Below are 12,816 nucleotides of genomic sequence, written 5' to 3' on the forward strand. Positions count from 1 at the left end.
GGAGACTGGGAGACTGGGAGACTGGGAGACTGGGAGACTGGGAGACTGGGAGACTGGGAGACTGGGAGACTGGGAGACTGGGAGAGGGGGAGACTGGGAGAGGGGGAGAATTACCAATTACCGATTCCCAATTCCCAATTCCCAATTCCCAATTCCCAATTCCCAATTCCCAATTCCCAATTCCCCCAACATTCATCCGTTAAATCCCGTACCTTGTTCGTTGGCCGAGCTTCCATCTTCCATCTTCCATCTTCCTCATGACCAATGACTAATGACTAATGACTAATGACCAATGACTAATGACCAATGACTAATGACTAATGACTAATGACTAATGACTAATGACTAATGACTAATGACTGATGACTTCAAACTTGTCCGATACGTTCTAGCGGCCAAAACCGCACTACAGCGCGGCCGATGATATTCTGCTGAGGTAAAAATCCCCATCGGCTAGAGTCGTTGCTGTTGTTGCGGTTATCTCCCATCACAAAGTATTGATTTTCAGGGACGCGATAAGGCCCCCACTGGTATTTAGGAGGTTCGGCAATATATTTTTCGACGAGGGGTTTGTCGTTGAGGTAAACTAAACCTTTTTTAACAGCGACGGTTTGACCCGGTAAACCAATTACCCGCTTGATAAATGCTTGGTCTTCGGTAAAGCCTTGTTCTTGCAACTTTTGGGGCGGGGCAAATACTACGATGTCGCCAGTTTTTGGAGGTTCGAGGTAGTAGGAGATTTTTTCGACCACGACGCGATCGCCCACGTGCAGAGTTGGTATCATAGAATCTGACGGTATGAAGCGCGGTTCCGCCACCAGCGCTCGAATCAATATTGCTAAACCCAAAGCAATAATTACGATTTGTAGATTTTCTCGCTGCGACTTCCAGGCTTTTTGCCACCAGGTTTCAGCCTGCACTTCTGCTACTTCTGTAGCTAAATTCTTTTTTTCCGATGTCATTGAGTCCTCGCTATATAATTGCCACAAATTATCTAATAAGTTGTAGAGACCTTCAAATTGTATTTCCAGAAACAATCACCTCGAATATTCAATTTAAATGCTCTACAGCTTACCTTTGAAATATATCGCTGTTAATTATTAGACTGGAATTGCAACAAATGCAAACTATCTTACAATTATCTGCGTTTATTTGCGTTTGTCTGTGGTTTCCTTATTCATCAAATATTGACGTAATATCATGTCCTGTCGATTAGCACAACAACAACGGATCGCGCGTGTGGAATTTAGTCTGCACTACGAACCAATTTTATAGTTGTCAATCGACCGTACCCGATATAATAAGTATCCTCTTGATATTAACTCATAAAAAAGGTAGAGAATTAAAATTCTCTACCTTTTTTTACGTGAAGATTTGGAGTTATTTGCAACTGCGAGATTGGTTATTTCACAACTTTACTCGCCGCACTCCACTCAATCTTACTCAGCGCCTTGGGGTAGCAATTCCCGCTTTTGACCTTGCAGCACCTTGACAATCCCGTCATCGCCCACATCCACAAGGGCGATGTCGCCGTCTTTGATGCGACCGGAAAGAATTTCCTCGGCCAAGCTGTCTTCCAACAACCGCATGATGGCGCGGCGCAGGGGTCGGGCTCCGTAGCTGGGGTTGTAGCCTTCTTCTATCAGCCGTTCTTTGAATTTCTCGGTCACTTCCATCGTGATTCCTTGTTCTGTCAAGCGGCCGAACACTTCTTTAAGCATGATGACGGCGATTTCCTTGACTTCTTCCCTGTTCAACTGACGGAAGACGATAATTTCGTCAAGTCTGTTGAGGAATTCTGGGCGGAAGTAGTTCTTGAGTTCTTCGTTAACCAAGGAGCGAATGCGGTTGTAATTAGCATCGGCTTGGTTGTCGCTGAACTCGAAACCGAGGCCGCCGCCGCCTTTTTCGATGACCTTAGAACCGATGTTAGAAGTCATGATCAGCAGCGTGTTTTTGAAGTCCACGGTGCGACCTTTGGCATCGGTTAAGCGGCCGTCTTCCAATATTTGCAGGAGCATATTGAAGACATCGGGGTGGGCTTTTTCGATTTCGTCGAACAGCACGACGGTGTAAGGACGGCGGCGGACTGCTTCTGTGAGTTGGCCGCCTTCGTTGTAGCCGACGTACCCGGGTGGAGAACCGATGAGTTTGGAGACGGTGTGACGTTCCATGTATTCGGACATATCCAGCCGGATCATGGCTTCTTCGGAACCGAAGAAATAGGAAGCAAGGGCTTTGGTGAGTTCGGTTTTACCGACGCCTGTGGGCCCGGAGAAGATGAAACTGGCGATCGGGCGATTGGGATTTTTCAAGCCAACGCGAGCGCGACGGATGGCGCGGGAAACGGCTTTCACTGCTTCTTCCTGGCCGATCAAGCGCTGGTGCAAGGTATCTTCCATGTGCAGCAGCTTTTCGGATTCGGATTCGGTCAGTTTGTTGACCGGGACGCCCGTCCAGCTTGCGACGATTTGAGCGATATCTTCTTCGGTAACTACTGGCGATGGGTCGGTGTCGCCACGGGCCGCCGAGTCGGTTTTTTTGGCTTGGGAAATAGCGCGAATTTCGGCTTTGATGGTCATTTCTCGATCGCGCAATTCCCCAGCTTTGTCAAAGTCTTGAGAACGCACCGCTTCGTCTTTATCTTTCAGGACTTGGCGGAGTTCCTTGTCAAGTTCTTTAGCTGCGGGGGGAAGTTGAGAATTGATCAGGCGTACTCTCGAACCTGCTTCGTCTACCAAGTCAATTGCTTTGTCTGGGAGGAAGCGGTCGGAGATGTAACGGTGAGAGAGTTTGGCTGCTGCTTCTAAGGCGGTGTCCAAGATTTTCAGCTTGTGGTGCTGTTCGTAGCGTTCCCGCAAACCGAAGAGAATCTCGATCGTCTCGTCAACAGTAGGTTCGCCGACCATCACCGGTTGGAAGCGCCGCTCTAGGGCTGCATCGCGCTCGATGTGCTTGCGGTACTCATCGAGGGTTGTAGCGCCGATACACTGGAGTTCGCCTCTAGCCAAAGCTGGCTTGAGAATGTTCGCTGCGTCGATCGCCCCTTCTGCCGCACCTGCACCGATCAAAGTGTGCACTTCGTCAATCACCAAAATCACGTTACCGGCTGTGCGGATTTCATCCATGATTTTTTTGAGACGTTCCTCGAATTCACCCCGGTATTTGGTACCGGCGACCAGCAGGCCGATGTCGAGAGTTACAACCCGCTTTTCTTCGAGGATGTCTGGGATATCGTTGTTAGCGATGCGCTGGGCCAGACCTTCGGCGATCGCAGTTTTACCGACTCCGGGTTCCCCGATGAGCACCGGGTTATTTTTGGTGCGGCGACCGAGGATTTGAATTACCCGTTCGATTTCTTTTTGCCGACCGACTACCGGGTCAAGCTTACCATCGACGGCCATTTGAGTCAGGTTCGAGCCAAATTCGTCGAGGGTTGGCGTTTTGGTGCGAGCGCCCCCACCAGTGGCTGCGACTTCTGCGGTTTCTCCCAGCATCCTAATCACTTGGGTGCGGACTTTCGACAAGTCTACTCCCAGATTTTCCAGGACTCTGGCCGCGACTCCTTCACCTTCGCGAATCAAGCCTAGCAGCAGGTGTTCGGTGCCGATGTAGTTGTGTCCGAGTTGGCGGGCTTCTTCGAGGGACAGTTCTAGAACCCGCTTGGCGCGAGGGGTGAACGGAATTTCGACTGCTACGAAGCCCGAACCGCGCCCGATGATTTTTTCGACCTCAATCCGAGCATCTTTGAGATTAACTCCCATTGATTTGAGGACTTTTGCCGCCACTCCGGTTCCTTCTCCGATCAGACCCAGAAGGATCTGTTCTGTCCCTACGAAGTTGTGACCCAGGCGGCGAGCTTCTTCCTGGGCCAACATGATTACTTTTATTGCTTTTTCTGTGAAGCGTTCAAACATGGTTTATTCCCACCTGCTATGTGCCCGTTTTGAGGTCACGCTCGCACAACGAGCGTTTTTGTTCGAGTGTTAACTCGTAATGCCAATTCTAGCGCGACACTCGCACCGCTGGGCCGCACTCGGCGGCTGCGGTTGCAGATTCTAGGCTCATGTTGCAGGGTGGCTTTCAACTGGGAAGACCCAAATGGTGGCTGACCTACAACCTCCCCTAGACTGCAAGAAGATTGCTCTCCTCGGCCCGCGCCCAACCTACGACTGACTATGTATTGAGGATTCTAGCACAATCTTTTTTGGTCTCGCGCAGGTGCAAAATTGATATTTCTCAAAGTGTCGGGCCGTTTTTTTTACAAAAGTTATTAGTTAGATGGGCGATCGATCCCCTAAACACATCCTTAAGTAACAGCCTATCTCAAGAATTTGTTGGTTGGGAGGGCGAGGGCGAGCTGGGCTTTCTTTATCTAAAATTTTGCCCCAGATCCGTTGGGAATTAGGCTAGTCTTGATGTTGTGTGTTGTGCGATCGCTCCTGCATCAATTAGTGAGTGTTGCTACACTCCCAAAGGTTTAGCTCAGACTATACTCAGCACGGTCAAAGACCTTGCTTTCGTAGCAGAGTGCTTTTTGTCGTTAGCATATCTGACTTGAAAGTCGGAAACTTCAACTTTACAAAACAATCTAAATCCTGTTTAAGGGGTAGTAAAGTAAATTGTGAATACTAGAAAGTTAGATGACCAGGTACAAAGTACCGAAAATGGATCGATCAAAGTTCCAGGTACATCCCAGAATGTAACCGCCACTACTTCCGCCGCTTCAAAAACAGAATTCAATACAGAATTCAATGCAGAAGAGCTAGGACGTGTCTACTTTATTCGGCACGGTGAAAGTACCAGTAACGAACGCAACATTTTTGCAGGAGTTTTGGATGTTGATCTGACAGGATTTGGTAGATTGCAAGCGCGTCAAGCAGGTGTTGACCTCAAGAAAAAAGGTACAAAGTTTGACGCAGTATATGTCTCTCACATGAGACGGGCGCGGCAAACCTGTGAAATCGCCCTTGCTGAAAGTCAGGCACTAAAGTCGCCCGATATCCCCGTTCAGATAGACCACCGCATTAGCGAAAAATCCTTTGGCATTTTTGCGGGTCGCAACCTAAATTTGCTGCGTCTAGCCCTGGGCTACGAAGGCTTCGAGGAAATGTTGCACTCGCACAACGAAGCACCTCCGGCTGGCGAAAAGATTGCCCAAGTTTACTTTCGCGCTGCCCGTTTCTACGAGGACAAAGTTGTACCGCACTTGGAACGGGGAGAAACAGTTCTAGTAGTGTGCCACCAATATGTACTGGAGCCTCTAGCACTTTATTTAAGCGGCTTACCCCCTACAGCTTACAAACACCTGAAACTCCCCAACGGTAAAGCTCTCAGCGGTGTCGATCTCGTCAAGTTTCGCGATAAGGAATCCGGCAGTGCTGCTTCCCTGCGGAAAGAGATCAACGATCTTTCAATTATGTGGGCGATTTTGATCTATGCCACCGCCTTCTTACTGGGAAGTTTGGTAGGGGCAATCAGTGGCGGAGCTGGAGGGATTCCGTCAGCGCTATTTCGATCGATAATTGTTGCGTGTCTTGCCGCTTCAACATTTTATACCTACCTGGACATTGACTTTGCCGCCAGTAAACGCAAAGTAACTTCAACTGTGAAGTATCTAGTTTACGGGTGGATGGCAGTGAGATGGGCAGTTGGTCTATTTTTAATATTTTCTGGATTTTTATATCAGAGCGAAGCCGATTTGTACAAAGTTTTGTGGGTGCTGTTTTGGATGGTTCCGCCAGCCCTGACTTCCCCAGTTTTATCGGTGCTTTGGGGCGGTAATCTTTATCCGTCGGCTCTCTTGTCAAGAACGCTATCAATCGTTGCTCCACTGGCGCTTCTGGCTACATTGAAGGTTGCCAATTTACCCATTAACGTTGACAGCCTGATCTTTTTCGGCATCATTTTAATTTTAGGTCTGGCAATACCGGGAGCGATCGCCCAGTTTTGGCGCGACAAATCTCCTGTAGAATCAAACCACCACAGTAAAAACTGGAAATTTATCGGTGTGCTGGCTGTTGCATTAATGGCTTTGGCAACCGGGTTTCAGTTTACTCCGGCAACATTCCTCAGCGATATATTTTCCTCAACGGATACAGCGCGATCGCTAGCTTGTCTGCAACAACTGGCAATTGCAACTTTGGTCTTTGTCTCGATGCGGGTAGTAGCTACATTAACCTCAGTGTTTACAAAGGGCAAGCTAAGTAAGGCAGAAGCTCGCGATGCTTATATCTTGCTTGTGAACCCAAACTTTTTCCTTTGGGCAGCTCTTTTTATCGGTGTTAGTGCAACTACTTCGGAGGTGAAGTATGCAGTTTTTTGGGCCTCGCTGGGCTTTTTCTGCATCCCACTCATCGAACAGATATTGTTCATGAATTCATTTGGCAATGACATACTGAGAGAAACACTGCGTTCTTCGAGAGTGGCAACAGAAGATATCAAAAAGCTGTTCCTGCAATTAGATACGGATGGAAGTAAGTCGCTCGATCGATCCGAAATTACGGAGTTGTTAGGGCTAATAGAAGATATGACAACAGGCGAACGTAGCTCTGAAGAAGTCAGAAGCTACGTCACTGATTATCTGTTCAACATTCTTGACAGCGATGGCAATGGCACTGTCGATTTAGCAGAATTAGAAGAGTACGTATCAACCTATGGGTTGGTTGCTAACCTGAACGTCGTCTCTGCTACTGCATCCCCAGTTGGAGCATAAGTGGCGATCGCCCGGAATTGATACTAATGGAGCTGACATAATTTTTGTAAATTCTGTCAGCTCCAAGTTCAATAGAGGAGCAATTTATAGATTCATTTGAGCCACTTTTCGTCAATTTCGATATTGACTTTGAAGAAAACCTCGCGAAGGTGGAGCAATTGCTCGTAGAAATTCTGAAATCGCACCCCAAAGTTTTGGCGTTTTGGCGTTTTGGCAGAGCCGGCCCCCAGCACCCAACTGTGGAGCATTGAAGACTATTACATCAGTTTGAAGGCAGATGGGTGGGTGAAAAAAGAAGATTTTTGGACAGTTCACTCAGACGTTATCCGCATGATTCAGGGACGGTTCGACTCTGAAGGCATCAAACTTGCTGCTATTCCCAAAGGTATTGAAATCGGACGAGAAGATGATAGTAATGGCAAAATTTCCCATCTCGTTTCGGAAACGTCCGTGTATCGGAAAGCAGGAGCGGTTTCGGAAAGCCTTAGAGATTGACATCTGGTAGGTTGGTCTCTCAAATTAAATGCGATAGTTGAAAGATCGGACAGCGATCGCTTGCAGCAAAAGGGACTACTTCCAGTTTATGCCATAACCCCCAAGGCGGTTGCTATATTTGTCAATATCCCTGCTATGATTATCTGCAAGCATACCGAGCTTATTAACTTTGTCTCTTGTCGATAGGAGTCGGGGTGACTAAGAATCATGTAAATTTTCCAGCGTTATTCACAAATCCAGGATTAAATGATGTTACCGACCGATGAGCAACCGTTTAAGTAAGAACTGAATCAGGCTGCATTTATTCAGAATATGTTGTATCGCGATCCTGCATTTTATGAACAAGTGTATAAAGATTGCAACGCTGAGGTATCTAAACGTATGTCCGATCGCTACCTCCAACGCTCGCCGACATCAATTTTAGATATTGGGTGCGGTCCAGGACGAGATTTGTAGGATCTGTCAACAATTTTTTCTGATAAAGATCCGCACACACAAAGCAGAGTTTGTACCGCAATGGGAATATCTGCCTTGGTGGGAAGAGTTCAAGACCATTTTAGCGCAAGCCTTAGACCTGGCTAATCTTGGAGCGCTCAATTTATTTAGTCGTCAAGAAATTTTTGAGTTGATGGGACGGGTAGCTTTAGCCGATCGGCAACTTAAACCCGAAGAAATCAAAGCAATGGAAACAGTTGCAGAAACTTTGCAGCTTGGCTTGACAACTGATGCCCTTCACGAGTGGCTGAAGTCACTCAGTTAAGGCAATGTCACGCCTAGCGATCAACTAAGCTTATGCTTAACTCAAATTACTAATAGGCTGTTTTTCACTACAAGTACGGAATAACCATTATAACCATTTGAGACGCTCTCTAATTTCACTTGAATATTACCTTCGGCAACATCTTAAATCTTTACTTACAAAGGAGCAATCATGGAACCTAATATGCAACCTCAAAAACCCGTTCAAGCCGCCGTTGAAGACTTGCAAAAAAAGCATTCTCGTCGTTCCGGCAGGCGACAGAAGTTTTTCGGCGCCCTCAAGGAAAAATATCCCAATTTTCACATTTTCTACGTTTTTTTCAACATCATTGCTATCTGGACTGGCTCTTTCACTATAGTTGACTCATGGGCTGGTGGAGAAAATTTGTTAGAAACACGCGCCCCTGAATTTTCTCCTGAAGTTATTCTGCACTATCTTAGTTTGTTAGCGCTTGGCCTGATAATGCTTCTCTTAGACGACCTATCCTTGAAGGAGTTGCTATTTGGGAGAAAAACTCCTTCAGAAAAACCTTTCGAGGCTATGAATTTTAGGGAGAAAGTATTTCATAACTTCAAAAATAAGTATCCCAGCTTGTCTACTATTTATACTCTCATTGCCATCATCTTATGTTGGTGCGGTGTCTGGGGTTTCTTTTACAAAATTCCGATGCAACCATTTTTGCGTGCTGTACTATCAGTGTTTGGCGGTTTCTTCTTGCTTTATATTGACGATCTGAAGCTGGACGAACTTTAGGGTTCTAGACCCTTTTTTTCTCACAAAGCTTGAGAAAAGAAGGGTCAAAAACTGCCAAAATGTATATTGCAAATACGAGGTGGATCGCATCGGTTTCATTACTGAAGCCGACTCTCAAAAAATAGGTTGGTTCCCGGCAGAAGTTATGGGCGATCGACCAGGTTCGTTACAGTACAACATCATTCGTTACGTTTGCGATCGCTGCCCTGTCCTATGCTATGGTTTCTATGGCGTTATCTGTAATTTGAGTGGAATTTGGCAAATCTGAAAATTACGCCTTAAACCGCTGCATTTAGGCGGAAAACCCCGTTAATTTATTTGCTCAAAACCGAAACTACGAGAGAACCCAAAAAATACTTACGTGAGTACCTTAAAACTAGAAAAAGGAAAATATCCCAATGAAGTTAGACAAGTTTGTACTAGCACAAAATATGGCATTTCTAATATCCATGCCACCCGAAAGTAATTTGGCGAAGTTACTCTCCTTTTGCTTGGCGACAAAGGTTAGAAAAAATACAACCGGAACAGAAATCTTAAGGATCACCTGTGAGCTAATGGAAAACCCATCTAATTTGCCTTATTGGACGCAAGACGTGATGGGACTCGATTTAGATTACAGTACCGAGGAGTGGAAAGCTTTAGGGGAGATGGGCATCAAGGATGCAGAAGACTTTATGGCTGCCCTGTCGCAAGAGTTGGAAAATTTGAGTTTGTAATATCTGGCCCTGGCGTCCGCAAAGAAACTCTCAGGTTCCAAACACTCTATCAAAAGCATTCATTCAGAGCCGGATAGTTAAAAAACCCTGTCTTTAGACAAGGAAGCGTCAACTTTCAAGAGAAAAACAAGCATTATGTCTTTAAATGTTGAACTGTTAGAGCAAAGTTTCGAGAAAATCAAACCTCACGCTGATGAATTTGCCGCTAGCTTCTACGAAAAATTGTTTACAACTCACCCTGAATTTAAACCGCTGTTTGCCAATATAGATATGGCAAAGCAACAGAAGAAGCTGATTAATGCTCTGGTTTTAGTAGTAGAAAATCTCCGTTCTCCAGAAGCTTTAGGGCCAGTTCTCAACGCCTTGGGAGGCAGACACATCGGTTATGGGGTAATTCCCAAATATTACAGTCCAGTTGGAGAAGCACTACTGAGTGCTTTTGAGCAGTCTCTCCAGCAAAATTGGACTCCCGAAGTAAAGCTGGCGTGGACAGATGCCTACAGAGCAATTACTGATTTGATGTTAAAAGGCGCAGGTGTAGTTTCTTCACCTGAAAAAGTTAAATTAGAAACAGAGGTAATTCCAGAAAAATCGGTGACTGTACCAGCTAATCACCAACTAGAATTAATTCCAGAAAAAGAGCCAAAATTTGCCGTAGATATACTGGAAAGCAGTTTCGAGAAAATCAAACCTCGTGCTGATGAATTTGCCGCTAACTTCTACGAAAACCTCTTCATCGCTCACCCAGAATTTAAACCGCTGTTTGCCAATATCGCTATTGAAAAACAACAGAAGAAGCTCATAAATGCTTTGGTATTGGTAGTAGAAAATCTCCGCTCTCCCGAGGCTTTAGGCCCAGTTCTGAACGCCTTGGGAGGCAGACACATCGGCTATGGGGTAATTCCTAAATATTATGGTCCAGTTGGAGAAGCACTGCTGATGGCTTTTGAGCAGTCTCTCCAGCAAGATTGGACTCCCGAAGTAAAGCTGGCGTGGACAGATGCCTACAGAGCAATTACTGATTTGATGTTAAAAGGCGCAGGTGCAGTTTCTACACCAAAGGTTGTCCCACATGAAAAAGATGTCACCCACAATCAGCCAAAAGAATCAAAGACACAATTACTGAACGAATCTAAGCCGATCGCGCCGCCAACCGAGGAACAGAAAAAGCCTTTAGTACCAATTCAGTTGGATGGTGAAATTATCCAAAAAATACTCTTGAAAATAACTGATAGTTATCAGCAATTTCAGGGTCAATCATTGGTTCAGCGATTGGGTGAAGTTCTTAAAGGAATTTTAGGAAAATTCATTGATAATTTTTGGACACAACCCGCCTGGTTAGTGGCTAGCGTTTCAGCCGTTTTGTTCATCATAATTTATGTAAACGCGGCGGAAAATTCTCTGCTGGCAGAGATTTTGGAGAGTGCTGATGCTCTCAGTCTTGTCGTTGCTTTAGTTTTATTCATTAAGGAAGCTCCCGATCGCCGGAAGCAATTTCACTACCAAGCTTGGAGTACAGTTGATGCAGCACACAGCGTAAAAGTTAGCTATGCAAGAATTCTGGCACTCCAAGATTTGAACTCAGATGGTGTTTCTCTGAGAGGTTTGGATTCTCCTGATGCAGAGTTAATAGCTATTAATCTCTCTCAGGCCAATCTGAGTGCAGCCAATTTGAGTAAGACGGATCTCAGTAATGCAAATTTGAGCCATGCCAACCTCGATAATGCTAACCTCAGTCAAGCTAAACTTGCGGGTGCTAATCTCAGTGATGCCAACCTGAGTTTTGCTCGCTTGAGTCAGGTTAATCTCAGTAATGCCAACCTCAGTGGCGCTAATTTAATTTGTGCGGACTTGAGTAACGCAAATATGAGCGGTGTCAATTTGAGAAATGCGAGTTTGAGTGGTGCTAATCTGAATAGTACCTACCTAAGTGGTGCAAATCTAAAAGGTGCTAAAGTTAGTATTTCTGACCTGAGTGGTGCTTTGCTCATAGGTGCTATTATGCCTGATGGATCGAAGTATAAGTCTCTGGAAGATGGGGTCACAAATGAATAAATTGATGCCAACTTTTTTATGACTTTGAGGTCTGCTTTTCTGGTAAAATGGTGACGACCCCTGGGAGCATCTCATATTTGTAAAAATACTTCTTTTGACTCCTTCTTTCTTCCTCTTTCCTCCTGTCTCCTGTCTCCTACCTCCAATTGTTAGCTGGGCCGCAAAAGTGAGATGCTCCCATTCAGAAGTTTTGTGGATTCTGGTTTCTATAACTTGCATATTTAGCCTTTCATACCGTAAATCAGCAACGCCTAAATTCACTGTTGACTGTTAACATCATGTATGAGTGCAACCGGAATTGGTATTATAGCGGTTATCAAGCGTCGTGAGGTATGCCCTATGCCCTATGCCACATAGTACCTCATCTTTCTGAAAAAGGCTATACATCTACGGTTAACCTATCAATCCAAGATTTATACAAGAGTTTTAGTCATAATTAATTCTAAAATCTAAAATCGGACTATGATCCTTTCTTTCTCGTCAAAATTCCTTGACTGGGACTGAACACCAAAGCAACCAAAAATAATCCAAACACAACTAATACAATTGCCGCACCAGACGGCATATTCAAATAATAGCTAAAATACATCCCAGCCACGCTAGCTACAATTCCAATAAGCGCTCCCAATCCCATCATTAAATGTAACTCTTTTACCAACAAATACGCAGTAATTCCCGGCCCGATTAATAGCGAAATTACTAACAGCGCCCCCACAGTTTGCAAACTCGCCACAATTGTCAGGGTAATTGCCGAAATCATTCCCAGGTAAATCCAGTTTACCGGCAAACCTGACGCTTGCGCTCCCAAAGGGTCAAAGGTATAGAATAGAAGTTCTTTGTAAAAGATTTTAACCGCCGCCAAAATTATCACAGTTATGATAAAAGTCTGCTGCACGTCAGCGGGTGCAACTGATAAGATATTCCCGAACAAAAATCCGTCTAAGTCTAGTTTTGTTGTTCGTAGTATGCTAATTAAGGTGACGCTAATTGCTAGAAATGTAGACAAAATTAATGCCATGATAGCATCAATTTTTATGCGCGATTGCGATTGAATCCACGCCATGATTACGGCGCTGATAATTCCCGATATAAAAGCGCCGATGGAAATATTGAATCCTAAAGAAAAAGCAACGGGCAATCCTGCTAATACTGAATGGGCGATCATGTCTACCATCATTCCCATTTGTTGTACAATTAAGTAGGAGCCGACTACGGCGCAGAGTATTCCTAGCAAAATGCCGACGGCGATCGCGTTTCGCATGAACTCGAATTTTAATGGCTCAATCAGCAAATTTAACATTTATAGAAGAAGGAAGTTCGGC

The 12,816-nt window shown here is 45.2% G+C and carries 9 protein-coding genes and 1 pseudogene; 6 read left to right on the forward strand and 4 right to left on the reverse strand.

Going from position 1 to position 12,816, the window contains the following annotated elements:
• From QUA01_RS17980 to QUA01_RS17990, 3 genes and pseudogenes are all read right to left on the reverse strand, one after another.
• Positions 1-196, reverse strand: a pseudogene (locus tag QUA01_RS17980) (hypothetical protein); the annotation flags it as partial.
• A gap of 172 nt (positions 197-368) precedes the next feature.
• Complete coding sequence (lepB, locus tag QUA01_RS17985; protein WP_333091404.1) at positions 369-962, reverse strand: signal peptidase I; 594 nt, start codon at positions 960-962, stop codon at positions 369-371.
• 477 nt (positions 963-1,439) lie between these two features.
• Positions 1,440-3,917, reverse strand: coding sequence for an ATP-dependent Clp protease ATP-binding subunit (locus QUA01_RS17990; protein ID WP_194069564.1), 2,478 nt, complete (start codon positions 3,915-3,917; stop codon positions 1,440-1,442).
• Positions 3,918-4,624: 707 nt separating this feature from the next.
• Here QUA01_RS17990 and QUA01_RS17995 point away from each other — a divergent pair.
• The 6 genes from QUA01_RS17995 to QUA01_RS18020 all read left to right on the forward strand — a co-directional run bounded on the left by QUA01_RS17995 (position 4,625) and on the right by QUA01_RS18020 (position 11,494).
• Positions 4,625-6,715: a histidine phosphatase family protein gene (locus tag QUA01_RS17995; protein WP_333091407.1), complete on the forward strand. Its 2,091-nt coding sequence runs from the start codon at positions 4,625-4,627 to the stop codon at positions 6,713-6,715.
• 210 nt (positions 6,716-6,925) lie between these two features.
• Positions 6,926-7,210, forward strand: coding sequence for a mechanosensitive ion channel family protein (locus tag QUA01_RS18000; protein ID WP_333091408.1), 285 nt, complete (start codon positions 6,926-6,928; stop codon positions 7,208-7,210).
• A gap of 628 nt (positions 7,211-7,838) precedes the next feature.
• Positions 7,839-7,970: a hypothetical protein gene (locus QUA01_RS18005; RefSeq protein WP_333091409.1), complete on the forward strand. Its 132-nt coding sequence runs from the start codon at positions 7,839-7,841 to the stop codon at positions 7,968-7,970.
• Positions 7,971-8,153: 183 nt separating this feature from the next.
• Complete coding sequence (locus QUA01_RS18010) at positions 8,154-8,723, forward strand: hypothetical protein (RefSeq protein ID WP_333091411.1); 570 nt, start codon at positions 8,154-8,156, stop codon at positions 8,721-8,723.
• Positions 8,724-9,277: 554 nt separating this feature from the next.
• Positions 9,278-9,439, forward strand: a complete 162-nt coding sequence (locus QUA01_RS18015) for a hypothetical protein (protein WP_333091412.1) — start codon at positions 9,278-9,280, stop codon at positions 9,437-9,439.
• A 135-nt stretch (positions 9,440-9,574) separates the two neighbouring features.
• Positions 9,575-11,494, forward strand: coding sequence for a globin domain-containing protein (locus QUA01_RS18020; protein ID WP_333091414.1), 1,920 nt, complete (start codon positions 9,575-9,577; stop codon positions 11,492-11,494).
• A 460-nt stretch (positions 11,495-11,954) separates the two neighbouring features.
• Here QUA01_RS18020 and QUA01_RS18025 read toward each other — a convergent pair whose 3' ends face one another.
• Positions 11,955-12,794: a metal ABC transporter permease gene (locus tag QUA01_RS18025; protein ID WP_333091415.1), complete on the reverse strand. Its 840-nt coding sequence runs from the start codon at positions 12,792-12,794 to the stop codon at positions 11,955-11,957.
• Positions 12,795-12,816: the final 22 nt, after the last annotated feature.

It is taken from the genome of Microcoleus sp. S36a_B3, from assembly GCF_036700745.1.
Classification (GTDB): Bacteria; Cyanobacteriota; Cyanobacteriia; order Cyanobacteriales; family Microcoleaceae; genus Microcoleus.

Coding starts and splice junctions, on each gene's coding strand:
- lepB (WP_333091404.1), bottom strand. CDS start 962: ATGACATCGGAAAAAAAGAATTTAGCTACAGAAGTAGCAGAAGTGCAG.
- QUA01_RS17990 (WP_194069564.1), bottom strand. CDS start 3,917: ATGTTTGAACGCTTCACAGAAAAAGCAATAAAAGTAATCATGTTGGCC.
- QUA01_RS18005 (WP_333091409.1), top strand. CDS start 7,839: ATGGGACGGGTAGCTTTAGCCGATCGGCAACTTAAACCCGAAGAAATC.
- QUA01_RS18010 (WP_333091411.1), top strand. CDS start 8,154: ATGCAACCTCAAAAACCCGTTCAAGCCGCCGTTGAAGACTTGCAAAAA.
- QUA01_RS18015 (WP_333091412.1), top strand. CDS start 9,278: ATGGAAAACCCATCTAATTTGCCTTATTGGACGCAAGACGTGATGGGA.
- QUA01_RS18020 (WP_333091414.1), top strand. CDS start 9,575: ATGTCTTTAAATGTTGAACTGTTAGAGCAAAGTTTCGAGAAAATCAAA.
- QUA01_RS18025 (WP_333091415.1), bottom strand. CDS start 12,794: ATGTTAAATTTGCTGATTGAGCCATTAAAATTCGAGTTCATGCGAAAC.